Origin of the sequence: Streptomyces canus, assembly GCF_041435015.1 — a bacterium.
In the GTDB taxonomy this organism is placed as follows: domain Bacteria; phylum Actinomycetota; class Actinomycetes; order Streptomycetales; family Streptomycetaceae; genus Streptomyces; species Streptomyces canus_G.
On sequence record NZ_CP107989.1, the window covers coordinates 7,598,077 to 7,622,300 of the forward strand.

Below are 24,224 nucleotides of genomic sequence, written 5' to 3' on the forward strand. Positions count from 1 at the left end.
GCTCAGTCGGTGGCCGATTGTTCCAGACGTACGACGACGGACTTGCTGGCCGGGGTGTTGCTGGTGTCGGCGGTGGCGTCCAGCGGCACCAGGACGTTGGTCTCGGGGTAGTAGGCGGCCGCGCAGCCCCGGGCGGTCGGGTAGTGCACGACCCGGAACCCGGGTGCCCGCCGCTCCACGCCGTCCTTCCACTCGCTGACGAGGTCGACGTACGAGCCGTCGGCGATCCGGAGCCGGTCGGCGTCCTCGGGGTTGACCAGGACGACCCGGCGGCCGTTCTTGATGCCCCGGTAGCGGTCGTCGAGGCCGTAGATCGTGGTGTTGTACTGGTCGTGCGAGCGCAGCGTCTGCAGCAGCAGCCGTCCCTCGGGCAGTTCGGGGTACTCGACGGGCGCGGCGGTGAAGTTGGCCTTGCCGGTGGCGGTGGGGAAGCGGCGCTCGTCGCGCGGGGCGTGCGGCAGGGTGAAGCCGCCGGGGCGGGCCACGCGCGCGTTGAAGTCCTCGAAGCCGGGGATCACTCGCGCGATGCGGTCGCGGATCGTGGCGTAGTCCTTCTCGAACTCCTCCCACGGCACCCGGCTCTTCTCGCCGAGCACGCGGCGTGCCAGCCGGCACACGATGGCGGGCTCGGACAGCAGTTGCCGGCTCGCGGGTTCCAGGCGGCCGTGGGAGGCGTGCACCATGCCCATGGAGTCCTCGACGGTCACGAACTGCTCGCCACCGCCCTGGAGGTCGCGCTCGGTGCGGCCGAGCGTGGGCAGGATCAGGGCACGCGCGCCCGTGACCGCGTGCGACCGGTTGAGCTTGGTCGACACGTGCACGGTCAGCCGGGCGCGCCGCATGGCGGCCTCGGTGACGTCGGTGTCGGGGGAGGCGGAGACGAAGTTGCCGCCCATGGCGAAGAAGACCTTGGCCTCGCCGTCGCGCAGGGCGCGGATGGCGCGGACGACGTCGAAGCCGTGCTCGCGCGGCGGGGCGAAGCCGAACTCCTTCTCCAGGGCGTCCAGGAAGGCGGGCGCGGGGCGCTCGAAGATGCCCATGGTGCGGTCGCCCTGGACGTTGGAGTGGCCGCGGACCGGGCAGACGCCGGCGCCCCGGCGGCCGATGTTGCCGCGCAGGAGGAGGAAGTTGACGACCTCGCGGATGGTCGGCACGGAGTGCTTGTGCTGGGTGAGGCCCATGGCCCAGCAGACGATGGTCCGCTCGGACGCGAGGACCATGGAGAGGGCTTCCTCGATCTCCTTGCGGGACAGGCCGGTCGCGGTGAGCGTGTCGTCCCAGTCGGCGGCGCGGGCGGCCTCGGCGAACTCCTCGTAGCCGTGGGTGTGTTCGCGGACGAAGGCCTCGTCGACGGCCCCTTGCGTCTCCAGGATCAGTTTGTTGAGGAGACGGAAGAGGGCCTGGTCGCCGCCGATGCGGATCTGCAGGAACAGATCGGTGAGCGCGGCGCCCTTGAGCATGCCCTGGGGGGTCTGCGGGTTCTTGAACTTCTCCAGGCCGGCCTCGGGCAGCGGGTTGACGCTGATGATCTTCGCGCCGTTCGACTTGGCCTTCTCCAGGGCGGAGAGCATGCGGGGGTGGTTGGTCCCCGGGTTCTGCCCGGCGACGATGATCAGGTCGGCCTGGTAGAGGTCGTCGAGCAGGACACTGCCCTTGCCGATGCCGATGGTCTCGCTGAGTGCCGAACCGGACGACTCGTGACACATGTTGGAGCAGTCGGGCAGGTTGTTCGTGCCGAGTTCGCGGGCGAAGAGCTGGTAGAGGAACGCGGCCTCGTTGCTGGTGCGGCCGGAGGTGTAGAAGACGGACTCGTCGGGGGAGTCGAGGGCGGCGATCTCCTCGGCGATGATGTCGAAGGCACGCTCCCAGGTCACCGGTTCGTAGTGGGTGCCGCCCTCGGGGACGTACATGGGGTGGGTGAGCCGCCCCTGCTGGCCCAGCCAGTAGCCGCTCCTGGTCGCGAGGTCGGCGACGGGGTGCGCGGCGAAGAACTCCGGGGTGATCCGGCGCAGGGTGGCTTCCTCGGCGACCGCCTTCGCGCCGTTCTCGCAGAACTCCGCCGCGTGCCGGTGGTCGGGCTCGGGCCAGGCGCAGCCCGGGCAGTCGAAGCCGTCCTTCTGGTTGACCCGCAGCAGGGTCAGCGCGGTGCGCTTCACGCCCATCTGCTGCTGAGCGATCCGCAGGGTGTGGCCGATGGCCGGGAGGCCGGCCGCCGCGTGCTTCGGTTCGGTGACCTGTGGAGCGTCCTGAACCGGATCACCCTTGGGCGGCTTCGTGGCCATCGGACTCTCTCCTTCGCACACACATGTGAGGTAGGTCTCCGATCCTCGCACGCGCCGGTGACGACGGCGTTTGCCGGGCCTGCGGGAAGCGGTGGCAGAGCTTGTCCGTTCTGTGCCGTCGGCGGCGGGCGGGTCCGACTGTCAGTGGGGCGTGGCAGGATCGGGGGCGTGGCAGAGACAGCAGCGAAGAAGACCGACAACAGCCCCGGCGGCAGCCGCCCGCGTCTGATGCTCATGGACGGGCACTCGCTGGCCTATCGCGCGTTCTTCGCGCTGCCCGCGGAGAACTTCACCACCGCGACCGGCCAGCCGACGAACGCGATCTACGGCTTCGCGTCGATGCTGGCCAACACCCTGCGCGACGAGGCCCCCACCCACTTCGCGGTGGCCTTCGACGTGTCCCGCAAGACCTGGCGCTCCGAGGAGTTCACGGAGTACAAGGCCAATCGCTCCAAGACCCCCGACGAGTTCAAGGGCCAGGTCGAGCTGATCGGCGAGCTCCTCGACGCGATGCACGTCTCGCGCTTCGCGATCGACGGCTTCGAGGCCGACGACGTCATCGCCACGCTCGCCACGCAGGCCGAGGCCGAGGGCTTCGACGTGCTGATCGTCACCGGCGACCGCGACTCCTTCCAGCTGGTCACCGACCACACCACCGTGCTCTACCCGACGAAGGGCGTCTCGGAGCTGACCCGGTTCACTCCGGAGAAGGTCTTCGAGAAGTACGGCCTGACGCCCGCCCAGTACCCCGACTTCGCGGCCCTGCGCGGTGACCCGTCCGACAACCTCCCCGGTATTCCCGGCGTCGGCGAGAAGACCGCGGCGAAGTGGATCAACCAGTTCGGTTCGTTCGCTGAGCTGGTCGAGCGCGTCGAGGAGGTCAAGGGCAAGGCCGGGCAGAACCTCCGCGACCACCTGGAGGCCGTCAAGCTCAACCGCCGCCTCACCGAGATGGTGCGCACGGTGGAGCTGCCGAAGGCGGTCACCGACCTGGAGCGCGCTCCGTACGACCGCAAGACCCTCGCGATGATCCTCGACACCCTGGAGATCAGGAACCCCTCCCTGCGGGAGCGGCTCCTGGCCGTCGACCCGGGCGCCGAGGAGGCCGAGGGCACCCCGGTCGTCGCGCCCGGCGTGGAGCTGGACGGCACGGTGCTCGGCACCGGCGAGCTGGCGGGCTGGCTCGCCGAGCACGGCGCGCAGCAGGCTCTCGGCCTGGCCACGGTCGACACCTGGGCCCTCGGCACCGGTTCGGTCGCCGAGGTCGCGCTCGCCGCGTCCGGCGGTGCGGCCGCCTGGTTCGACCCGTCCCAGCTGGACGAGGCCGACGAGAGGGCGTGGGTCGCCTGGCTCGCCGACGCCGACCGGCCCAAGGTCCTGCACAACGCCAAGGGCGCCATGCGGGTCTTCGCCGAGCACGACTGGAGCGTCGCCGGCGTCGGCATGGACACCGCGCTCGCCGCGTACCTGGTCAAGCCGGGGCGCCGGTCCTTCGACCTGGACGCGCTGTCGCTGGAGTACCTGGGCCGGGAGCTGGCCCCCGCGGCGACGGCCGACGGACAGCTCGCCTTCGGCGCGGACGACGGTGCCGAGGCCGAGGCGCTGATGGTCCAGGCCCGGGCCGTCCTCGATCTGGGCACGGCCTTCGAAAGCCGCCTGGAGGAGGTCGGGTCCGCGGATCTGCTGCGGGACATGGAGCTGCCCACCTCCGCTTTGCTGGCTCGCATGGAGCGGCACGGCATCGCGGCCGACCGGGCCCACCTCGAGGCCATGGAGCAGATGTTCGCGGGCGCGGTCCAGCAGGCCGTGAAGGAGGCGCACGCGGCGGCCGGGCACGAGTTCAACCTCGGCTCGCCCAAGCAGCTCCAGGAAGTCCTCTTCGGCGAGCTGGGCCTGCCCAAGACGAAGAAGACGAAGACCGGGTACACGACGGACGCCGATGCCCTCGCCTGGCTGGCGAACCAGACGGACAACGAACTGCCGGTGATCATGCTCCGGCACCGTGAGCAGGCCAAGCTCCGGGTGACCGTCGAGGGGCTGATCAAGACGATCGCCGCGGACGGGCGTATCCATACGACGTTCAACCAGACGGTCGCGGCCACGGGCCGTCTGTCGTCGACGGATCCCAACCTCCAGAACATTCCGGTCCGCACGGACGAGGGGCGGGCGATCCGGCGCGGGTTCGTGGTGGGGGACGGCTTCGAGTCCCTCATGACCGCGGACTACAGCCAGATCGAGCTGCGGGTGATGGCCCACCTCTCCGAGGACGAGGGGCTCATCGAGGCGTTCACGTCGGGGGAGGACCTGCACACGACCGCCGCCTCGCAGGTGTTCGCCGTGGAGCCCGGTGGGGTCGACGCGGAGATGCGGCGGAAGATCAAGGCGATGTCGTACGGGCTGGCGTACGGGTTGTCCGCGTTCGGGCTCTCGCAGCAGCTGAACATCGAGGCGGGGGAGGCGCGGGCCCTCATGGACGCGTACTTCGAGCGGTTCGGTGGGGTGCGGGACTATCTGCGGCGGGCGGTCGACGAGGCCCGGGCGACGGGGTACACGGCGACGCTCTTCGGGCGTCGGCGGTATCTGCCCGACCTCAACAGCGACAACCGTCAGCGCCGTGAGGCGGCCGAGCGGATGGCTCTGAACGCGCCGATCCAGGGGACCGCGGCGGACATCGTCAAGATCGCGATGCTCAAGGTGGACGGTGCGCTGAGGGAGGCCGGCCTCGCGTCCCGCATGCTGCTCCAGGTCCACGACGAAATCGTGCTGGAGATCGCACCGGGGGAGCGGGAGGCCGCGGAGGAGATTGTGCGGCGGGAGATGTCCGATGCCGTGGATCTGCGTGTGCCGTTGGGGGTGTCGGTGGGGGATGGGGCGGACTGGGAGTCCGCAGCGCACTAGCCTCCGGCGGGGTGCCGGGTCAGGTCCGTCGAGTGGGTGCGGGTGCGTGGGGGCTGGTCGCGCAGTTCCCCGCGCCCCTGAGGCCCCCACCGGCCTGTACCCGCCCGGCACCCCCGTAGGCGCCCGCCTCAGGCCCCGTGTACGCGGCTGTCACTCGCGTGGACGCCACAACAACGCCCCCGACCGCACCCCCGGCCAGGATGCGCTCATGGGTATACGCATGCTCCACCGCCGGACGGCTTCCGCACAGGCGTACGCCGACCAGGCACCGTTCTCCGCGCAGCGTCCCGTTCCGGCCCATGCGGCCGCCGCAAGCACCGCCCGCATTCCCTTCGACCTGGCGACACTCCTGCGCCGAGTCCCGGCCCGCTTCACCAGCACCCTGCGCCATGCCGCCACAGAGCTACGGCACCGCGTCGCCCGCCGCGACCGGTGCGCCGTGGACGACGTGGAGGAAGAGCCGTCCGGCCATCGGCTGTGGGCCGAGCTGGCGCTCAGTTATCTGGCCCTTGCCCTCACCCTGCTGCCCCGGTCCCGTCCGATGCCCACGATGACGGTGTTCATGGCGACGGCGGACACCGTCAGCGAGCGAGCGGGAGTCCGGCCTCTTCCTCGGCACCGGACACCGGGGCCGGGCGCCACAGCCTGACCCCCGCGGCGTACAGCAGTATCCCGAGCACCAGGCCGGCGCCCGCGCCGAAGCAGAGGGCCGGAATCAGTTCCCAGGGCTTCGCGGTGGAGCCCCAGTACGCCCACCACCGCGAGGCCCGCTGCAACGCGCCCACCGTCATGCACCCGCCGATCACGGCCACGGCCCACCACCTGTCCCGCACCGACAGAACGGGGACACCGGACGGCTCGGCCGCCACGGGTGCCCGGCGCAGCGCGTGCACGCAGAACACGGTGATCACCACCGCGGCCAGTGCCGAACCGCCGTACTGGAGATACCAGTACAGAGGGGAGCCGGCCACCTCGCGGCCCAGGACGGGGAACAGCCGCACCCCCCACCGGTCGTGATGCGTGAACGCGTCCCACACGACATGGCTCAGCGCTCCTACGGCGGCGGAGGCGTACCAGCGCACGGCCAGTGCCGCAGTCACGCGCGCGCGTGGCGCCCCGCAGCGCAGCAGCGTCGCCACCCTGCCCTGTCGCCCTCGTGGCAGCAGGGCCACGAGCGGTTCTCGCAGCAGTAGCCACAGACCCACCAGTGCCCAGGCGACGAGCACGTCGATCGTGAAGACGCCCGGGAAGGAGTGCGTGACGGTGCCGAACTCCATCGCCCCGGGCACGACACTTGCCGCGTAATAGGTCATGTCGGGTGCGAAGGATCCGGCCACGAGGACGGCCGGAAGCAGTCGGCCCCGGCCCGTTCCGTCGGTGCGCACCGCGGGCAGTACCGCCGCCGCATGGCTCAGGGTGAACGGCAACGGGGCTCCTCGTGACGGGTGTTGGCCGGGCGGCGGCCCGGGTGATCGGTGCCGTCCAGTATGGGCGACGCGGGTCCGCACCGATCGAACATGGCCAACCGGTGAATATCGGGCACGAACCGGTGTCCGCGAAAAGGAAGTTGTCGTAGGGTCACACGGGTCACCGCGCTGGGAAGCTCGGGCGAACGTGCGACTCAGGAATTACCGCGCGTCACAGGGGCAACCTCAAGGACGGTTCGACTGTCTCAACGGGACGAGAGCGACAGACGGAGAAGGGCGCTCGGGCGTCCACGGGAGGGGTTCACTTTATGGCGGCGCAATTCGGCAGGAGGCTGCGCAAGGGAGCGGTGACCACCGCCGTGGCCGCGGCCGCGGTCGCGGCACTGTCCGCCTCCCAGGCCCCGGGGGCCACGGTCGACGACCACGGCAGATCCACCGCCGCCGACGCCCAGCCCTCTCCCGACGCGACCGCCGGTGACAGCGGCGCGACCGGCAACTCGCCGTACTACACGGACCTGCCGCCGCTGAACACCCCGAGCCCCGCGCCGACCGACGGCACCTCCACCGTCTCTCCGGTCGAGTCCGAGGCGGGCATACCCGCGACCGTCCTCGATGCCTACAAGAAGGCCGCGGCCGAACTCCAGGGGGCCAAGCCCGGCTGCAATCTGCCCTGGCAGCTGCTCGCCGCCATCGGCCAGGTCGAGTCGGGCCAGGCCCGCGGCGGCCGGGTCGACGCGGACGGCACCACCACCTCCAAGATCCTCGGCCCGCAGCTCGACGGCAACGGCTTCGAACTCATCAAGGACACCGACAACGGTGCCTACGACGGCGACACCGCCTACGACTCGGCCGTCGGGCCCATGCAGTTCATCCCGTCCACCTGGGCGTGGGCCGGCCGTGACGGCAACGGCGACGGGGTGAAGGACCCGAACAACGTCTACGACGCCGCTCTCGCCACCGGTCACTACCTGTGCCGCAATGGCTGGGACCTCTCGGACAGCGGTGACCTGGACAGCGCGATCCTCAGCTACAACCCCTCGCGGCACTACGTCAACACGGTCCTTTCGTGGCTGGAGTACTACCGCAAGGGCACCCACGAGATCCCCGACGGCACCGGCACCGTCCCGGGCAACCGCAGCGACGGCGGAACCGGCGGCGGCTCGGCCACCTCGCCGTCGTCGCCCTCGACTCCGAGCGCGCCGCACCCGTCGAAGCCGAGCAGGCCCGGCTCGCCGAGCCCGACCCCGCCGTCGACCACCCCGCCCCCGTCGGGGACCCCCACCACTCCGCCCCCGGCCCCTCCGGTCACGCCCACCCAGTCCGTGGACCACCTGGAGGACTCGGGCACCGCGAAGCTCACCGCCATCGCGGGCGACGCGTTCACCGAGCAGATCAGCACCAAGGCCGAGAACGCCGCCGGCAAGGGTGTCGCCAAGGTCCGGATCCGTTTCACGATCGTCGGCGACACCGACGCCGCCTTCACCGGCGGCGAGAAGGTCGCCACCGCGCTGACCAACAGTTCCGGCGTGGCCACCGCGCCCGCGCTCCAGGCGGGCGAGACCACCGGCGCCTTCACGGTCCGCGCCACCCTCATCGGCCGCACGGTCACCGGCCCGGACTACACGGCCACCGTCACCCAGCGCGTCGCCGACACTCTCGTGCGCACCAGCGACACCGCGCTGACCTGCACCCCGGGCGGTCAGTTCGCCGACGCGGTCCAGGTCAAGGCCAGCTACAAGGACGCCGTCGCCGACAAGGTCGCCGCCACCGCCACCCTGATCAAGTCGGCGGACGAGGCGACCGAGAACGACAAGGGCCCCTACTTCAAGGACGCCGACGGCAAGACCGTCCGCACCCTGACGGGCCTCACCACGGACGCCGACGGCCTGCTGAAGCTGCCGCAGCTCTACTCCGACGACACCACCGGCACCTTCGTGCTCCGCGTCACCACCGCGGGCGGCGCGACGCTCGACGTGACGCTGACCGTGGCGGCCGCTGAGACCTCCGCGAGCCCCTCGCCCAGCCCCAGCGCGAGTTCGTAGCCACCGGAGCCACTTCGAAGGGCGTCCTCTCCGCTACGGCGGACCGGGCGCCCTTCGTCCGTGCGCGAGCTGTTCTCATCTCGCCCGCCCGTTGCTACGGTGCCGGACCTGACGATGTATCAGTTCCCGTGCCGGGAGGTGGATATGCGCGCCCTGATCGCCGCCGCGACCGGTCTGGCCCTCGCGTTCGCGCTGGTCCTCACCATCACCGCACTCGGCACGCCGACCGGCGGGACGTCCCCGAAACCGCTGCTGACCACAGTGCCCGCACACCCGTGACCCCGGGAGGCCGAGATGCGCCGCAAGACCAGTCTGGTCCTGCTCGCCCTCGCCGTGTTCTTCGCGGCGCTGTCCCCGCTGCTGCGCTGGTACGCCTTCCCGCGCCTGGCCAAGATCCCCGCGAACCAGTACCAGGACATGGTCCTGGAGGCCAAGGACGCGACCCTCATCGACTACAACGACGGAATGAAGGCGAAGAAGGTCCCCAAGGTCACCATCGTGCAGACCCTCAAGGGCAACGTGGAGGCCTCGGAGGAGATCGAGAAGACGGCAGGGAAGGACGTCGTCGTCTGGGACGGCCTGTCCTACGTGGTCGGCCCCGACGGCAAGATGGTCTCCCGGATCCCCGAGCGCTACATCTTCGACGCCCACACCCAGGAACCCGTCCACGCCACCGGCGAGATGGTCGACGGCGACCCGGTCAAGCGTGAGGGCATCGAGTTCAAGTTCCCCTTCCTGACGGAGAAACGGGACTACGTGTACTTCGACGCCCAGGCGCGCACCTCGGCCCCCATCCACTACAAGGGCACCCGGACCTTCCGCGGCGTCGACGTCTACTACTTCGAGCAGACCATCCCCTGGACCAAGGTGCCCTTCCCGAAGACCATGCCGGTCCAGGGCATCACCCGCGAGTCCCTCGCCAAGACCGGCACCACCCGCTGGTACACCACGGTCCGCAAGTTCTGGGTCGAACCCCTCACCGGCGCCCCCGTCTACGGCGAGGAGCTCCACACGGAGGAACTGCGCGGCGGCACCCTCCTGGGCGGCCGCGACAAGGTGACCGTCTTCGCCGGCGACGTGAAGATGCGCGAGGACTACATCAGGCACACGGTCGACCTGGTCAAGTCGAACCGCACCCTCGTCCTCCTCATGACCTCGTACCTGCCGTGGGGCTTCCTGAGCCTGGGCCTCCTCCTGCTGGCGCTGTCGCTGTGGCTGGAAGCCCGCAGCCGCCGCCCGGCCGCCACGAAGGTCGAGGAACCCGAACCGGTCACGGCCTGAGCCGTGCCTTGGTGTGCCGCGTCGGCTCGGAGCCCGCCGGGTCCTCGGGCCACGGATGCTTCGGATACCGGCCGCGCAACTCCGCCCGGACGCCCGTGTAGCCGTCCTTCCAGAAGGACGCGAGATCGGCGGTGACGGCCGCGGGGCGGCCCGCGGGGGAGAGGAGATGGACGAGGAGGGGCACGCCGGCGATCCGGGGCGACTCCTGCAGCCCGAACATCTCCTGCAACTTCACCGCGAGGACGGGCTGTTCGGGGCTGCCGTAGTCGATCCGGATCCTGGATCCACTCGGTACGGCGATCCGCTCGGGCGCCAGCTCCTCCAGCCGTGTGGCCTCACCGGAGGCCCAGGGGAGGAGCCTTTGCAGTGCCTGTCCGGCGTCGATGCGCGCCAGGTCGGCCCGTCGCCGGGCACGGCTCAGCTCGGGCTCCAGCCACTCGTCCACGCGCGCGTGGAGCGCATCCTCGGACACCTCGGGCCACGGGTCGCCGAGGTGGTGGCGCAGGAACGCCAGCCGCTGCCGCAGTACCCCGGCGTCGGGCGTCCACCGCAGCAGCCGTAGCCCTTCCTGGCGGAGTCCTTCGAGGAGTGCCTCGCGTACGAGGACGGCGTCGGCGTCTCTCAACGGCCGTGCCGCGAGCTCGATCGCGCCGAGCCGCTCCACCCGCCGTGCCACGACGTCCCCGTCGGCCCAGTGCACCTCCTCGCGCTCGGAGTACAGGGACGCGGCCGCCGACCGGGCCGTGTCCTCGTCGATCACCGCGGCGAGCTGCACGCGCGCGTGCCCCTTTCCGACGGGCCGGTCCGCCACGGCGACGGCGAGCCAGGGCGAGCCCCGCAGCGGGGAGCCGTCGGAGAGTTCGGCGCGAGTGCCGGAGGCCATGAGATAGGAGCCCGAATCCGCTCTGGCGACCCGTTCGGGAAAGGCGAGCGCGGCGACGAGACCGTCGTTCCCGGCAGCCGGCTCGGTGAACTCCGCCGAGGCGGACCGCAGCCGCCGCAGCTCTGTGCGCCACCGTCCCGCATAGGCGTCACCGCCCCGCCGCGCGGTCCGCACGGCGGCCGCCAGGTCGTCGCCGTACTCCCGCGGCGGCTCCTCCGACAGCAGCGCGACCGTCTCGGCGCCGGCACCCGAGGTGTCCAGCAGCGCCCGCCCCAGCCGGGGATGCAGGCCCAGACGAGCCAGGCGCACACCCCGCGCGGTCGCCCGTCCGTCGGCGTCCACCGCCCCCACGGCGGTCAGCACGCCCCGGGCGGCCGCCATCGCGCCGCCCGGCGGCGGGTCCAGAAGAGCCAGCCCGGACGCGTCCGGATCGCCCCAGCAGGCCACCTGCAACGCGAACGCCGTCAGGTCGGCCACCTTGATCTCCGGCGACGGGAAGCGCGGCAGACGCGCGTCCTCGGCCTCCGCCCAGCACCGGTACACCGCACCCGGCGCCTCACGTCCGGCGCGGCCCGCCCGCTGGCGCCCGGCCGCCTGCGAGGCCCGTACCGTCGCGAGTGCGCTCAGCCCGCGCGCGTGGTCGACGCGCGGCTCCCGGGCGAGCCCCGAGTCGATGACCACCCGCACGCCGGGCACGGTCAGGGACGACTCGGCCACGGAGGTCGCCAGGACCACCCGCCGCCGCTCCCCGCCCGCCAGCACCGCGTCCTGCACGGCCGCCGGAGCCCGGCCGTGCACCTGGAGCACCTCCACGTCACCGAGACCGCCCAACTGCCCGGCCACGCGCGCGATCTCGCCCACGCCCGGCAGGAAGCACAGCACGTCCCCCTGCCGCTCGGACAGCGCCCGCCGTACCACCGACGCCACGTGCGCGAGCAGTGCGGGATCGACGCGCATGCCGTGCGGCGGCCGTACCGGACGGGCCGGCGGCGCCCACACGACCTCCACCGGATGCGGGACACCCTCCGCCTCGATCACGGGCGCGTCCCCCAGCAACCGGGCCCACCCCTGCGCGTCGGTCGTCGCGGACGCGGCCACCAGCCGCAGCTCCGGCCGCAGGGCCTGCCGTACGTCCCACAGGAAGGCCGCCGTCGTGTCCGCGTCCAGGTGCCGTTCGTGGCACTCGTCGAGCACCACGACGTCGACGCCCGCCAGCTCCTGGTCGCGCTGGAGCCGCTGAAGCAGCACCCCTGTCGTGACGACCTCCAGGCGCGCGTGCCGTCCCACCACCCGCTCACCGCGCACGCTGTAGCCGACGCTCCCGCCGACCTTCTCCCCCAGCAGCCACGCCATCCGCCGGGCCGCCGCGCGGGCGGCGATCCGGCGGGGCTCGGCGACGACGACCTTCCGCGCGGGTGCGTCCGAGTCCAGCAGGCCGGCGAGGGCCGGCGGCACGAGGGTCGTCTTGCCCGTGCCCGGCGGGGCGACGAGGACGGCCGTTCCGTGGCCTTCCAGGGCGTCGCGCAGCGCGGGCAGGGCACCGCGTACGGGAAGGGAGTCCAGGGCGTCGTAACGGATCACGCCCCCAGTGTCGTACGACTGACGGAACGCCTCAGTCGCGCTCGCACACGAAGATCGCGCTCCCGGGGATCAGATTCCCGCGCAGGGGAGACCAGCCGCCCCACTCCGAGGTGTTCCAGACCGGCCACTCCGGCTCGACCAGGTCGACCAGGCGGAAGCCGCCGGCGACCACGTCACGCACCCGGTCGCCGATCGTGCGGTGGTGCTCGACGTACACCGCGCGGCCCTCCTCGTCCTGTTCGACGTAGGGCGTGCGGTCGAAGTAGGAGGCGGAGACGGAGAGCCCCTCGGGGCCGGGCTCGTCGGGGAATGCCCAGCGGATGGGGTGGGTGACAGAGAAGACGAAGCGGCCGCCCGGGCGCAGGACGCGCCGCACCTCCTTGAGGACCAGTACCGGGTCGGCGACGAACGGCAGAGCGCCGTACGCCGAGCACGCCAGGTCGAACGAGGCGTCCGCGAAGGGCAGCGCGCCCGCGTCGGCGCACACCAGGGGGAAGGACGTACCGATGCGCAGGGCGTGCTGGAGCTGGCGGTGGGAGATGTCGAGGGCGACCGGGCGGGCTCCCTGCGCCGCCAGCCAGCGCGCGCACTGGGCGGCGCCGGCGCCGATCTCCAGGACGTCCCGGCCCTTGAGGTCCTCGGGCGGGCCCAGCAGCTCGGCCTCCACCTCGTCGAGGCCCTCGGGGCCCCACACGAAGCGGTCGTCGCCGAGGAACGTGCCGTGTTCGACCTGGTACTCGTCCGCGTTGCGGTCCCACCAGCCCCGGTTGGCCCGGGAGCTCTCGGTGACGTCCGCGTCACGCCGGGTGGCCTGCGACTCCGCGTCCGGACCGGTCTCCTGCTGGTGTGATGCGGGCTCTTGGATGATCGGCTCCCTCGTATTAGTCTGCGGGCTCTTCCGTCCGACCTTCGTGACGACGTCACGAAGGGGACGACGGCGGGTCCGCGTGGCCTCGTGAGACTGGTTTTCTGCCGGGTATGCGGCGATCCGCCCCGGGTGTGCGCCTTCGCGCATTGACCCTGTCCGGCTGCCCCCGTATGCTACAAGTTGCGCTGCGGGCCTGCGCTCCTCAGACGTAGCAGGCTGCGCTCGCATCTGTTGTATGTCCCCTCGGTTGTCGAGGCGCCACCAGTGATTGTGTGGCGCTTCCTTGGCTGTCCGGCTTCTTCAGAGCGAAACAGGCTCCCGGCGTAAGCAGTACCTACGACTCACTGTCCGTACCGGAGCCCTTTCCCACATGACGAGCAGCACCGAGACCACCTCTACCACTCCGCAGGTAGCGGTCAACGACATCGGTAACGAGGAAGCCTTCCTCGCCGCGATCGACGAGACGATCAAGTACTTCAACGACGGCGACATCGTCGACGGCGTCATCGTGAAGGTCGACCGGGACGAGGTCCTGCTCGACATCGGTTACAAGACCGAAGGCGTTATCCCGAGCCGCGAGCTCTCCATCAAGCACGACGTCGACCCCAACGAGGTCGTCGCCGTGGGCGATGAGATCGAGGCCCTTGTTCTCCAGAAGGAGGACAAGGAAGGCCGCCTGATCCTCTCGAAGAAGCGCGCCCAGTACGAGCGTGCCTGGGGCACCATCGAGAAGATCAAGGAAGAAGACGGCATCGTCACCGGTACCGTCATCGAGGTCGTCAAGGGTGGTCTCATCCTCGACATCGGCCTCCGTGGCTTCCTGCCGGCGTCCCTCGTCGAGATGCGCCGCGTGCGCGACCTCCAGCCTTACGTGGGCAAGGAGCTCGAGGCCAAGATCATCGAGCTGGACAAGAACCGCAACAACGTGGTCCTGTCCCGCCGTGCCTGGCTCGAGCAGACCCAGTCCGAGGTTCGCCAGACGTTCCTCACGACCCTCCAGAAGGGTCAGGTCCGCTCCGGTGTGGTCTCCTCGATCGTCAACTTCGGTGCCTTCGTGGACCTGGGTGGCGTCGACGGACTGGTCCACGTCTCCGAGCTCTCCTGGAAGCACATCGACCACCCGTCCGAGGTTGTCGAGGTCGGCCAGGAAGTCACCGTCGAGGTTCTCGACGTCGACATGGACCGCGAGCGTGTCTCCCTGTCGCTGAAGGCGACCCAGGAAGACCCGTGGCAGCAGTTCGCCCGGACCCACCAGATCGGCCAGGTCGTGCCCGGCAAGGTCACGAAGCTGGTTCCGTTCGGTGCGTTCGTCCGCGTGGACGAGGGCATCGAGGGTCTGGTCCACATCTCCGAGCTGGCCGAGCGCCACGTGGAGATCCCGGAGCAGGTCGTCCAGGTCAACGACGAGATCTTCGTCAAGGTCATCGACATCGACCTCGAGCGCCGTCGCATCAGCCTCTCGCTGAAGCAGGCCAACGAGGCGTTCGGTTCGGACCCGGCCTCGGTCGAGTTCGACCCGACCCTGTACGGCATGGCCGCGTCCTACGACGACCAGGGCAACTACATCTACCCCGAGGGCTTCGACCCCGAGACCAACGACTGGCTCGAGGGCTTCGAATCCCAGCGTGAGGTGTGGGAGAACCAGTACGCCGAGGCGCAGACCCGCTTCGAGCAGCACCAGCAGCAGGTCATCAAGTCCCGCGAGGCCGACGCGGCTGCTGCCGCCGAGGGCGGGGACACCGCGGGTGCGGCTCCGGCCGCCGGTGGTGGCGGTGGCGGTGGCGGTTCGTACTCCTCCGAGGGTGCGGACACCTCCGGCGCGCTGGCTTCGGACGAGGCGCTTGCCGCGCTGCGCGAGAAGCTGGCGGGTGGGCAGAGCTGACGCCCACTGAGCACTAGCTCCTGACTGAGGGGCCGTACCTTTCGGGGTGCGGTCCCTCAGTGTTTGTCCGACGGCCGGTGGGGGCTCGTCCCGCCGTTCCCCGCGCCCCTGACGGGGCGCGTTGTTCCTCCCCTGCCAGGAAAAGGGCGTAAGAGATGGCCTGATCAAGCGCTCGGGTGGGAATGCCGCTGTTCCAGGGCGCGTTGAAGCGTATGAACACGAGGAGGAGCGGTCACAGTGCTTGATCCGCAGGGTTTGTACGCATGGGAGCCCAAGGGCCTCGCCGTTGTAGACATGGCGCTCGCCCAGGAGTCGGCCGGCTTGGTCATGCTCTACCACTTCGACGGATACATCGACGCGGGCGAGACCGGCGACCAGATCGTCGACCGGCTGCTCGACTCGCTGCCCCACCAGGTCGTGGCCCGTTTCGACCACGACCGACTCGTCGACTACCGCGCCCGCCGTCCGCTGCTCACCTTCAAGCGCGACCGCTGGACGGAGTACGAGGAGCCCACGATCGACGTGCGGCTCGTCCAGGACGCCACCGGAGCGCCCTTCCTGCTGCTGTCGGGCCCGGAGCCGGACGTGGAGTGGGAGCGTTTCGCCGCGGCCGTCCAGCAGATCGTGGAGCGGCTCGGCGTCCGGCTGTCCGTGAACTTCCACGGCATCCCGATGGGCGTCCCGCACACCCGCCCCGTCGGCCTCACTCCGCACGGCAACCGCCACGACCTCGTCCCCGGCCACCGCAGCCCCTTCGACGAGGCGCAGGTGCCCGGCAGTGCCGAGGCCCTGGTGGAGTACCGGCTCATGGAGGCCGGTCACGACGTCCTGGGCGTCGCGGCGCACGTCCCGCACTACATCGCGCGCTCGACCTACCCGGACGCGGCCCTGACCGTCCTGGAGGCCATCACGGCCGCCACCGGCATGGTCCTGCCCGGCATCGCCCACGCCCTGCGCACCGACGCCCACCGCACCCAGACCGAGATCGAGCGCCAGATCCAGGAGGGCGACGAGGACCTCGTGGCCCTCGTCCAGGGCCTCGAGCACCAGTACGACGCGGCGGCCGGCGCGGAGACCAGGGGCAACATGCTGGCCGAGCCGGTGGACATTCCGTCGGCGGACGAGATCGGCCTGGAGTTCGAGCGCTTCCTGGCGGAACGGGAAGGCGACACCTGAGGCACGCGCCCCAGGTCTCCTTCCGTACCACCCCGCACCGCCCCCCAGGCGGAGCGTCTAGGCTTCCGGTCATGCTGAAGGTGGGCCTGACCGGCGGTATCGGCGCCGGCAAGAGTGAGGTGTCGAGGCTCCTCGTGGAGCACGGCGCCGTCCTGATCGACGCGGACCGCATCGCGCGCGAGGTCGTCGCGCCGGGCACGCCCGGCCTCGCCGCGGTCGTGGCGGCCTTCGGCGAGGACGTACTCGCCGAGGACGGCGGCCTCGACCGCCCCAAGCTGGGCTCCATCGTCTTCGCCGACCCGGACCGGCTCGCCGTACTGAACTCGATCGTGCATCCGCTGGTGGGCGCCGGTTCCCGCGAGCTCGAATCCGCCGCGGCCGACGACGCCGTCGTCGTCCACGACGTCCCCCTGCTCGCGGAGAACGCCCTCGCGCCGCTCTACGACCTCGTGGTCGTCGTCGACGCGAGCCCCGAGACCCAGCTCGACCGGCTCGTCAGGCTGCGTGGCATGACCGAGCAGGACGCACGCGCGCGTATGGCCGCCCAGGCGACACGCGAGAAGCGCCTGGAGATCGCGGACGTCGTGATCGACAACGACGTCCCCCTGGAAGAGCTGCGGCGACGCGTACAGGAGGTATGGGGCGATCTCGTACGCCGGGCACGCGCGTCCCGGACGTCTCCGGAATAGCGCCCCCCTGTCCGGGCGTTGAACCCCTCCAGTGAGGGAAGGACTTTGCCGTGCCCGAGACCAGCGGATCGACCGGACGTACTCCGGAGACCCATGTCATCGACTTCCGCGCAGCGGAGCAGTTGCTCTCCGCGCGGGACCCGCGGGGCGCGGTGAAGCTGCTCGACTCCGTCATCGCCGCCCACCCGGAGAACACCGCGGCCCGGCTGCTGCGCGCGCGGGCCTTCTTCGCCGCCGCGCAACTGCGGCCCGCCGAGCTGGAGTTCACCATCGTCCTGGAGCGCGAGCCGGACAATGCCTTCGCCCACTTCGCACTCGCCCGCACCTATGAGCGACAGGGCCGGTCCGACCAGGCCAGACGTCACTTCCGGCTGGCGGCCGCGCTGGACCCGAACCCGGAGTTCCTGAAGGCGGCGCGGTTCGACACCTGAGCGCGTCGGCCCGCTACCTGGGTCGGCTTTCCGGCGGGCGGTACGGCGGGATGTCGGGGCCCGGCTGGTAGTGCGGGCCCTGACGGATGTGCCGGAGGATCATCGCGAGGTCGGCGGTGATCACCAGCCACAGCACTCCGCAGGCGATCGCCCACCCCGGCCGGCCCGCCAGCGCGAACGCGACCGTACCGAAGACCGCCCAGACCAGTCCCCACACACTCAGCCACAACCGCATCCGCAGTGCACTGCGCGCGGTCGTCGGCTCACTGCCCGTACGCATCGGGATCACCACTCCTCCCTTGCAACGTACTCTTCGGAACGGACGTTGACCAAAGGGCGAAAGAGAGGGTCACCGCGTGCTTCCGGACGCCGATGAACTGGCCGAGGTGCTGGTGGAACTCGCTGTACCGCACGAGGACGTGGGCGAACTCGTACGGATGGGCCGGCGGGTCATGGACGACCCGGAGCTGCGGCGGTTCCTGGAACACTCCGTCGACGAACTCGTCCGGGACATGGGCAGGGCCGACGACCCGGTCGTCCTGCCCGAGCTCGACTGGCCGGCCGGCGCCCTCCAACGCTGCTTCCCCGTCTACGTGTTCGTGGCGGCGCTGCCCCACACGCGCGCGTACCACCGCTCGCGCGGCATCCCGGCCGAGGTGTCCCGGCGCACCCTCGCCGACCTCGGGCGGAACATGGCCGTGCACCGCAGGCGGTACGGCAGGACGGGTGTGCAGTCACCGCGCTGGCTGACCCGGCACTCCCGGGGCGAGCTGTACCAGCTGGGACGACTCCAGTTCGAGCGGACGCGGTACGGGCCGTGGAACAGTCGGACGCTGAAGCCTGCCGGGCTGGACATCGCCTCCGGCACGCCATGTCTGAGCCTGCACATCCCCGACTTCCTCGGCCCGCTGTCACCGGAGGCCTGCGAACGTTCGCTCGCCCTGGCCGCCGAGTTCTTCGCCCGGCACTTCGGGGAGGAGCCGTATGGTGCCGCGCTGTGCCATTCCTGGCTGCTCGACCCGCAGTTGAAGGGGTATCTGCCCGCGGACTCCAACATCGTCCGGTTCCAGGAGCGCTTCCGGCTGGCCCCCGAGGACCGGGAGCCGGAGGACGCCGAACCGGTCCAGTTCGTGTTCGGGGACCCGGAGCTGTCGGTGGAGAGCCTGCCACGCCGGACGGCGCTGGAACGGGCCGTCGGTGATCATCTGCGGGCCGGCGGGCACTGGTACATCGGACACGGCTGGTTCCCCTGGTAGCTCGGACGGGTGAACCTGAGCGACTCGGGAACGGCCGTGCGGACACGGGCCGTTGGACGGGTGCGGGCGGTGTTGGACGACGGGCTGAGGAAATCGGTCAGGGGGCAGCGATGAGTTCGAGCGTGGGCGCGGGTCTACCTCTGCGACAGCAACACGGACCGCTTCCCACAGGAGACCCCGATGTCCGAGACCACCGTCCCCGTCACCCGTACCGCCGCTTCCTCCGCCGTCTCCCCTGTCATCGCCGAGTCCTCGACCGGACGCGGCCGCCGGGCCCGGATCGCTCTGCGCACCCTGCAGGTCGTGCTCGCCCTCTTCTACGTCATCGCGAGCGCGCTCCCCAAGCTGATCGCGCACCCCTCGGCCGTCGAGGGCTTCGACGAGATGGGCTGGGGCAGCGCGGGGATGTACATCATCGGCGTGCTCGAACTGGCAGGGGGGATCGCCCTGTTGATCCCGGTGCTGCAGTCGGTGGCGGCCGTGGCGCTGAGCGGGCTGATGGTCGGCGCGTTCGTCGTCCAGCTCACCTACTTCGACGGGGAGAACGCGGCGACTCCGCTCATCCTGATCGTCCCGCTCGCCCTGATCGCCTGGGCCCGGCGCCGGCACAACGCGGACCTGCTGCGGCTGGTGCGACGACGGGCGTGAGGAGAGCGGCCCCACGGCCACCGCGGTGAGGCCGGTCCCTGCCCTTCGGGAGGGGACCGGCCTCACCGCGGTGGCCGACGGTTGCTGGTCCGCCGACGCCGGAGCAGCGTCCGGTTTCGCCTCAGCGTCCGGTTCTGCCCGAGTGACCGCCCCGGTTCGAGCGCCTGTCCCGGCCGGAGCGGCGTGCCCCGCCCGAACTGTCGGGGCCGCCCGGGCCGTCGGGTCCGCCTGAGTCGGCGATCGCGTCCGACTCGCCGGACCCGCCCGGGCCGCCGAAGCGGGTGCGGCGGTTGCCCTCCGTGAGGCCGCGCAGGCGTTCCAGCTCGCGGCGGTCGCGCTTGGTCGGGCGGCCGGTGCCGCGATCGCGGATGCCGGCGGGGGCGACGGCCGTTCGGGGCGGGGGCGGGGGAGAGTTGTCGACGTAGCACTGGACGGCCACGGGGGCGCCGACCCGCTTGCGAATCAGACGCTTGACGATGACGATCCGCTCCCGGCCCTCCTGCCGGACGCGCACCTCGTCGCCGACGCGCAGCGAGTGGGCGGGCTTCACGCGCTCGCCGTTCACCTGCACATGCCCGCCCCGGCAGGCGGTGGCTCCCGCGGAACGGGTCTTGGCCAGCCGTACGGACCAGATCCAGCTGTCGATCCGCACGCTCTCGCCGCTCTGCGGTCCGGCGGCCTCCGCGGCGGCGACCGCGGCGGCGATCTTCGGGTCGGGTGCCTCGGGGGCCGTGAGGCCGGGACCGGCGACCTTCGCGTCGGGACCCTCGGCCGTCGTTCCGGCCCGGTCCGTCCCACCGGTCTCGTTGTCGTCCGTACGATCCACAGCCATGGCTCCGACATTAGTACGTGCCCGTACCGTGGAGTCGTGAACGCCCTCGCTGATCTCGACCGCCGGATCGCGGGCTGTCGCGCCTGCCCGCGGCTGGTCGACTGGCGGGAGGAGGTGGCCCGGACCAAGCGGGCCGCGTTCGCCGACTGGACGTACTGGGGGCGGCCGGTGCCCGGCTTCGGGCCGGCGGACGCGCGGATGCTGATCGTCGGGCTCGCGCCGGCCGCGCACGGCGGGAACCGTACCGGGCGGATGTTCACCGGTGACCGTTCCGGGGACGTGCTGTACCAGGCGCTGTACGACATCGGGCTCGCCTCGCAGCCGACCGCCGTGACCGCGGACGACGGCCTGGAGCTGTACGGCGTGCGGATCACCTCGCCCGTGCACTGCGCCCCGCCCGCCAACAAGCCCACCCCCGGCGAGCGCGACACCTGCCGGCCCTGGCTGGTCCAGGAGCTGAACCTGCTGCGGCCCACGTTGCGGAGTGTGGTCGTGCTGGGTGCCTTCGGCTGGCAGGCCGCGCTGCCCGCGTTCGCGGAGGCGGGCTGGAGCGTGCCCCGGCCGCGGCCCGCCTTCGGACACGGCGCGCGCGTCCGGCTCGACGGTCTCGAACTCTTCGGCTGTTTCCACGTCAGCCAGCGCAACACCTTCACCGGCAAGCTCACGCCCGAGATGCTGCGGGACGTGCTGCGCACGGCTGCCGAGACGGCGGGACTGCGTGGCCGTACCGACGAAAACCGGACGACGAGACCGCCGTACGACGACTAGGGTCGCCGGATGCCCCTCTACCCGGAGATCGAACCGTACGACCACGGCATGCTCGACGTCGGCGACGGCAACCATGTGTACTGGGAGACCTGCGGGAATCCGGACGGCAAGCCGGCGGTGGTGCTGCACGGTGGGCCGGGGTCCGGCTGCACGCCGTGGGCGCGTCGGCTGTTCGATCCGGCCGCGTACCGGATCGTGCTCCTCGACCAGCGCGGCGCCGGGCGGTCGACGCCGCACGCGAGCGCGTACGACACCGACATGAGCGTCAACACGACCCCGCATCTCCTCGCGGACCTGGAGCTGCTGCGACGGCATCTGGGGATCGAGCGGTGGCTGGTGTGGGGCATTTCCTTCGGGTCGATGCTCGGGCTGCGATACGCGCAGACGCATCCGGAGGCCGTGACGGAGCTGGTGCTGACGGGGATCGCGACCGGCGCGAATCCCGAAGTCACCCTGCTCACCAGGGGACTCGGGAAGATCTTCCCGGCGGCGTTCGAACGGTTCGTCGGAGAGCTGCCGGCCGAGGAGCGGGCCGGGAACATCCCCGCCGCCTACAACCGGTTGCTGGAGTCGCCCGATCCGGAGGTGCGCGAGCGGGCGGCGCGGGCGTGGACCGATTGGGAGACGGCGATCGAGTCCGCGCCGCCGCGGTCGGTGCCGCGCTACGAGGACCCGGTGTTCCGTCAGGGCTTCGCCCGGACCGTCACCCACTACTGGGGCAACGACCACTTCCTGGGCGAGGGCAACGACGAGGGCGTCGTCCTGCGCGACGCGCCCCTCCTCAAGGACATCCCCGGCACCCTCGTTCAGGGCAGCCTCGACCTCGGCAACCTCCTCGGCACCGTCTGGCGGCTCCAACACGCCTGGCCCGGCAGCGAGTTGACGGTGATCGACGAAGGCGCGCACTTCGCGGGGGAGCGGGGCGTGGACGTGATGGTGGCGGCGACGGACAAGTACGCGCGCGGCCGGCCCCGTTAGATCTTCTCGGCCGTGTCCCCGAACAGCTGCCGTACCGTCGACTCGTAGTTGGTCCGCACGTGCGCGAGGGCGTGGGCGCGGGCCCGGTCGGGGTCGCCGGACGCGATCGCCTCGTACAGGTCCCGGTGTTCGACGAGGAGTTGGGGCCACTCCTCGTTCCGCCGGGTCATCCAGCGCAGCCGCCCCGCAACCGGTTCCAGGGCGTCGACCAGCAGGCTGTTGCGGGCCATGGCGACGATGCTGTCGTGCAGACGGCTGTTGACGTCCGTGATCGTCTCCGCGTCGCCCGCCTCGGTCGCGGTCGCCGCGAGGGCGAGGAGCCGCTCGACCTCGGCGAGGTCCTGAGGGGTCGCGCGCGTCGCGGCGAGGCCGGCGGCGTACACCTCCAGCGCCTCGCGCAGCTCGAAGAGTTCCTTGACGTCGTTCGGGGTCAGTCGCCGTACGACCGTCCGGCGGGGCGTCTCGAAGTGGACGAAGCCCTCGGCGACCAGCGCGCGGATCGCCTCGCGGACCGGCACCCGGGAGACCCCGAAGCGCTCGGCGAGCTCCCGCTCGACCAGCCGGTCGCCCGGGCGCAGCCCGCCCGCGATGATCTCCTGCCGCAGGGTGGCCAGGACGCGTTCGCGGACGGCGCCGAGGGGCTCGATGTTCGTCGTGGAGCTCATGGAGCCATCTTCTCCGACTCCGGAGCTGTTTTACGGAGCGTTAACGAACGCGACATCGGTCGGAACTCTTGACGGCGGGACCATGTCCGCAGTTTGGTATACCAAAACTGGATGCCAGGCGGCCGCCCTCCTCCTGTCCCCGTCCCTGGAGGCCCTGTGTCCCTCGCCGACCGTGCCGAAGTCACCGGCGTACCAGCGTTCGTCCCCGATCCCCGGCTCACCAACGAAGACCTGGCGCCGGCCGGCAAGCGCAACTGGAAGGTCTTCGACCTCTTCGCCATGTGGATGTCCGACGTCCACAACCTGGGCAACTACACCTTCGCGGCCGGTCTGCTGGTTCTCGGCATGAACGTGTGGCAGGTGTTCACGTCCCTGCTCGTCGGCTTCGTGCTGATCTACGTCGGCATGAACTGGATGGGGAAGATCGGCCAGCGCCACGGCGTGCCGTTCCCCGTCGTCAGCCGCATCAGCTTCGGTGTGTGGGGCGCCAACATCCCGGCCCTCATCCGGGCCGTGATCGCCATCATGTGGTACGGCATCCAGACCTATCTGGCCTCCGTCGCCGTCAACGTGATGCTGCTGGCCGCCTGGCCGGGCCTGGAGTCCTGGACACACAGCTCCTTCCTCGGCCTCGACGCGCTCGGCTGGGTCTCCTTCCTCTCCCTGTGGCTGATCCAGGCGCTGATCATCAGCCAGGGCATGGAGTCGGTGCGGAAGTTCCAGGACTTCTGCGGTCCCGCGATCTGGCTGGTCATGATCGCGCTGGCGATCTGGGTGCTGGCCAAGGCGGGCTGGAGCATCTCGCTCACCACCACACCGCACCCGGTCTCCGTCGGTGAGCAGTGGCGGCAGTGGTTCGGCGCGATCGGCCTGATCCTCGCCACGTACGGCACGCTGATGCTCAACTTCTGCGACTTCTCGCGCTTCGCGCCGGACTACAAGACCGTCCGCCGCGGCAACTTCTGGGGCCTGCCCATCAACTCCACGGCCTTCGTGGTCGTCTCCGTGATCGTCACCGCGGGCTCGCTGGAGGTCTGGGGCCAGGCCATCACCGACCCGGCGGAGCTCGTCGCCAAGGTCGGCAACACCTGGGTGATGGTCCTGGGCGCGCTCACCTTCGCCATCGCCACCATGGGCGTCAACATCGTCGCCAACTTCGTCTCACCGGCGTACGACCTCGCCAACGTCTGGCCGCAGAAGATCACCTTCAGGGTCGGCGGCATGATCAGCACGGTCGCCGCCCTGCTCGTGACCCCGTGGAACCTCTTCTCCAACCCCACGGTCGTCAACTACTTCCTCGGCGGCCTCGGTGCCTTCCTCGGTCCGCTGTTCGGCGTGATCATGCTCGACTACTACTGGGTCAAGAAGGGCCGCGTGGACGTCGACGAGCTGTTCAAGGCCGAGCCCGGCTCCCGCTACTACTACCGCAAGGGGGTCAACCCCAAGGCTTTGTGGGCGTTCCTGCCGGCGGCCGCGGTCGCGGGCGTCCTCGCCCTGGTGAAGACCTTCAGCGACGTGGCCCCGTACTCCTGGTTCATCGGTACGGCGCTCGCGGCCGGCCTGTACGCGCTGCTGTGCCGGAGCGAGCGAACGGCCGACTCCGCCGGTGTGACCGAGAAGCCTCTGGAGGTCTGAGG

General features: G+C 70.9%; 21 protein-coding genes. 14 read left to right on the top strand and 7 right to left on the bottom strand.

The window, feature by feature from the left end:
* Positions 1-2: 2 nt before the first annotated feature.
* The gene (locus OG841_RS34705) at positions 3-2,282 is read right to left on the bottom strand and encodes an FdhF/YdeP family oxidoreductase (protein WP_371568072.1); all 2,280 of its coding nucleotides are present in this window, start codon (positions 2,280-2,282) and stop codon (positions 3-5) included.
* 168 nt (positions 2,283-2,450) lie between these two features.
* On the opposite strand from OG841_RS34705, the gene polA reads away from it, so the two are divergent.
* Together polA and OG841_RS34715 are read left to right on the top strand one after the other, a co-directional pair.
* Positions 2,451-5,180 (top strand): DNA polymerase I, encoded by a 2,730-nt coding sequence (gene polA, locus OG841_RS34710; RefSeq protein WP_328637781.1) that lies wholly within the window; start codon positions 2,451-2,453, stop codon positions 5,178-5,180.
* A gap of 208 nt (positions 5,181-5,388) precedes the next feature.
* Complete coding sequence (locus OG841_RS34715) at positions 5,389-5,829, top strand: hypothetical protein (protein ID WP_328637780.1); 441 nt, start codon at positions 5,389-5,391, stop codon at positions 5,827-5,829.
* Here the strand turns inward: OG841_RS34715 and OG841_RS34720 are convergent.
* The gene (locus OG841_RS34720; protein ID WP_328637779.1) at positions 5,762-6,607 is read right to left on the bottom strand and encodes a DUF4184 family protein; all 846 of its coding nucleotides are present in this window, start codon (positions 6,605-6,607) and stop codon (positions 5,762-5,764) included. The two genes, OG841_RS34715 and OG841_RS34720, sit on opposite strands and share 68 nt — an antisense overlap.
* 308 nt (positions 6,608-6,915) lie before the next feature.
* Here OG841_RS34720 and OG841_RS34725 point away from each other — a divergent pair, with 308 nt between their 5' ends.
* The 3 genes from OG841_RS34725 to OG841_RS34735 all read left to right on the top strand — a co-directional run bounded on the left by OG841_RS34725 (position 6,916) and on the right by OG841_RS34735 (position 9,930).
* Positions 6,916-8,649: a lytic transglycosylase domain-containing protein gene (locus tag OG841_RS34725; RefSeq protein ID WP_365118462.1), complete on the top strand. Its 1,734-nt coding sequence runs from the start codon at positions 6,916-6,918 to the stop codon at positions 8,647-8,649.
* A 144-nt stretch (positions 8,650-8,793) separates the two neighbouring features.
* A complete protein-coding gene (locus tag OG841_RS34730) occupies positions 8,794-8,928 on the top strand; it encodes an SPW_0924 family protein (protein WP_106409822.1) in 135 nt (44 codons plus the stop codon).
* Positions 8,929-8,943: 15 nt separating this feature from the next.
* Positions 8,944-9,930: a DUF3068 domain-containing protein gene (locus OG841_RS34735; protein ID WP_328637777.1), complete on the top strand. Its 987-nt coding sequence runs from the start codon at positions 8,944-8,946 to the stop codon at positions 9,928-9,930.
* Here the strand turns inward: OG841_RS34735 and hrpB are convergent.
* On the bottom strand, positions 9,920-12,394 hold the full coding sequence (gene hrpB / locus OG841_RS34740; protein WP_328637776.1) for an ATP-dependent helicase HrpB: 2,475 nt from the start codon (positions 12,392-12,394) through the stop codon (positions 9,920-9,922). The genes OG841_RS34735 and hrpB overlap by 11 nt on opposite strands.
* Positions 12,395-12,425: 31 nt before the next feature.
* Positions 12,426-13,409, bottom strand: a complete 984-nt coding sequence (locus OG841_RS34745) for a class I SAM-dependent methyltransferase (RefSeq protein ID WP_328637775.1) — start codon at positions 13,407-13,409, stop codon at positions 12,426-12,428.
* A 223-nt stretch (positions 13,410-13,632) separates the two neighbouring features.
* On the opposite strand from OG841_RS34745, the gene rpsA reads away from it, so the two are divergent.
* The 4 genes from rpsA to OG841_RS34765 all read left to right on the top strand — a co-directional run bounded on the left by rpsA (position 13,633) and on the right by OG841_RS34765 (position 17,440).
* A complete protein-coding gene (gene rpsA, locus OG841_RS34750) occupies positions 13,633-15,144 on the top strand; it encodes a 30S ribosomal protein S1 (protein ID WP_328637774.1) in 1,512 nt (503 codons plus the stop codon).
* 237 nt (positions 15,145-15,381) lie between these two features.
* Positions 15,382-16,320 (top strand): PAC2 family protein, encoded by a 939-nt coding sequence (locus OG841_RS34755; protein WP_057618419.1) that lies wholly within the window; start codon positions 15,382-15,384, stop codon positions 16,318-16,320.
* A 71-nt stretch (positions 16,321-16,391) separates the two neighbouring features.
* The gene (gene coaE / locus OG841_RS34760) at positions 16,392-17,009 is read left to right on the top strand and encodes a dephospho-CoA kinase (RefSeq protein WP_328637773.1); all 618 of its coding nucleotides are present in this window, start codon (positions 16,392-16,394) and stop codon (positions 17,007-17,009) included.
* Positions 17,010-17,059: 50 nt separating this feature from the next.
* Positions 17,060-17,440, top strand: coding sequence for a tetratricopeptide repeat protein (locus OG841_RS34765; RefSeq protein ID WP_328637772.1), 381 nt, complete (start codon positions 17,060-17,062; stop codon positions 17,438-17,440).
* Positions 17,441-17,453: 13 nt separating this feature from the next.
* Here the strand turns inward: OG841_RS34765 and OG841_RS34770 are convergent, their stop codons facing one another.
* Positions 17,454-17,720 (bottom strand): DUF6343 family protein, encoded by a 267-nt coding sequence (locus OG841_RS34770; protein WP_328637771.1) that lies wholly within the window; start codon positions 17,718-17,720, stop codon positions 17,454-17,456.
* Between the two features lie 76 nt (positions 17,721-17,796).
* Between OG841_RS34770 and OG841_RS34775 the strand changes: the two genes are divergently transcribed.
* Entirely contained in the window at positions 17,797-18,696 is a 900-nt protein-coding gene (locus OG841_RS34775) for an acyltransferase domain-containing protein (protein WP_328637770.1), read from the top strand.
* Positions 18,697-18,876: 180 nt separating this feature from the next.
* On the top strand, positions 18,877-19,344 hold the full coding sequence (locus OG841_RS34780) for a DoxX family protein (RefSeq protein WP_328637769.1): 468 nt from the start codon (positions 18,877-18,879) through the stop codon (positions 19,342-19,344).
* Positions 19,345-19,465: 121 nt separating this feature from the next.
* Here OG841_RS34780 and OG841_RS34785 read toward each other — a convergent pair whose 3' ends face one another.
* Entirely contained in the window at positions 19,466-20,176 is a 711-nt protein-coding gene (locus tag OG841_RS34785; protein ID WP_328637768.1) for an RNA-binding S4 domain-containing protein, read from the bottom strand.
* 36 nt (positions 20,177-20,212) lie between these two features.
* On the opposite strand from OG841_RS34785, the gene OG841_RS34790 reads away from it, so the two are divergent.
* Together OG841_RS34790 and pip are read left to right on the top strand one after the other, a co-directional pair.
* Positions 20,213-20,944: a uracil-DNA glycosylase gene (locus OG841_RS34790; protein WP_328637767.1), complete on the top strand. Its 732-nt coding sequence runs from the start codon at positions 20,213-20,215 to the stop codon at positions 20,942-20,944.
* 9 nt (positions 20,945-20,953) lie between these two features.
* Positions 20,954-21,922: a prolyl aminopeptidase gene (gene pip / locus OG841_RS34795; protein WP_328637766.1), complete on the top strand. Its 969-nt coding sequence runs from the start codon at positions 20,954-20,956 to the stop codon at positions 21,920-21,922.
* Here the strand turns inward: pip and OG841_RS34800 are convergent.
* Positions 21,919-22,587 carry a GntR family transcriptional regulator gene (locus OG841_RS34800; RefSeq protein WP_328637765.1) on the bottom strand — a complete coding sequence of 223 codons (669 nt, stop codon included), beginning with the start codon at positions 22,585-22,587 and terminating at the stop codon, positions 21,919-21,921. The two genes, pip and OG841_RS34800, sit on opposite strands and share 4 nt — an antisense overlap.
* Positions 22,588-22,743: 156 nt before the next feature.
* On the opposite strand from OG841_RS34800, the gene OG841_RS34805 reads away from it, so the two are divergent.
* Complete coding sequence (locus OG841_RS34805) at positions 22,744-24,222, top strand: NCS1 family nucleobase:cation symporter-1 (RefSeq protein WP_328637764.1); 1,479 nt, start codon at positions 22,744-22,746, stop codon at positions 24,220-24,222.
* The last annotated feature ends 2 nt before the right edge of the window (positions 24,223-24,224 follow it).

What these genes read in the sequence shown, in the direction of transcription:
- OG841_RS34730 (WP_106409822.1), top strand. Translation starts at nt 8,794, where the DNA reads ATGCGCGCCCTGATCGCCGCCGCGACCGGTCTGGCCCTCGCGTTCGCG.
- OG841_RS34735 (WP_328637777.1), top strand. Translation starts at nt 8,944, where the DNA reads ATGCGCCGCAAGACCAGTCTGGTCCTGCTCGCCCTCGCCGTGTTCTTC.
- OG841_RS34725 (WP_365118462.1), top strand. Translation starts at nt 6,916, where the DNA reads ATGGCGGCGCAATTCGGCAGGAGGCTGCGCAAGGGAGCGGTGACCACC.
- OG841_RS34780 (WP_328637769.1), top strand. Translation starts at nt 18,877, where the DNA reads ATGTCCGAGACCACCGTCCCCGTCACCCGTACCGCCGCTTCCTCCGCC.
- OG841_RS34715 (WP_328637780.1), top strand. Translation starts at nt 5,389, where the DNA reads ATGGGTATACGCATGCTCCACCGCCGGACGGCTTCCGCACAGGCGTAC.
- pip (WP_328637766.1), top strand. Translation starts at nt 20,954, where the DNA reads ATGCCCCTCTACCCGGAGATCGAACCGTACGACCACGGCATGCTCGAC.
- OG841_RS34785 (WP_328637768.1), bottom strand. Translation starts at nt 20,176, where the DNA reads ATGGCTGTGGATCGTACGGACGACAACGAGACCGGTGGGACGGACCGG.
- OG841_RS34745 (WP_328637775.1), bottom strand. Translation starts at nt 13,409, where the DNA reads ATGCGCGAAGGCGCACACCCGGGGCGGATCGCCGCATACCCGGCAGAA.
- coaE (WP_328637773.1), top strand. Translation starts at nt 16,392, where the DNA reads ATGCTGAAGGTGGGCCTGACCGGCGGTATCGGCGCCGGCAAGAGTGAG.
- OG841_RS34770 (WP_328637771.1), bottom strand. Translation starts at nt 17,720, where the DNA reads ATGCGTACGGGCAGTGAGCCGACGACCGCGCGCAGTGCACTGCGGATG.
- rpsA (WP_328637774.1), top strand. Translation starts at nt 13,633, where the DNA reads ATGACGAGCAGCACCGAGACCACCTCTACCACTCCGCAGGTAGCGGTC.
- OG841_RS34705 (WP_371568072.1), bottom strand. Translation starts at nt 2,282, where the DNA reads ATGGCCACGAAGCCGCCCAAGGGTGATCCGGTTCAGGACGCTCCACAG.
- OG841_RS34800 (WP_328637765.1), bottom strand. Translation starts at nt 22,587, where the DNA reads ATGAGCTCCACGACGAACATCGAGCCCCTCGGCGCCGTCCGCGAACGC.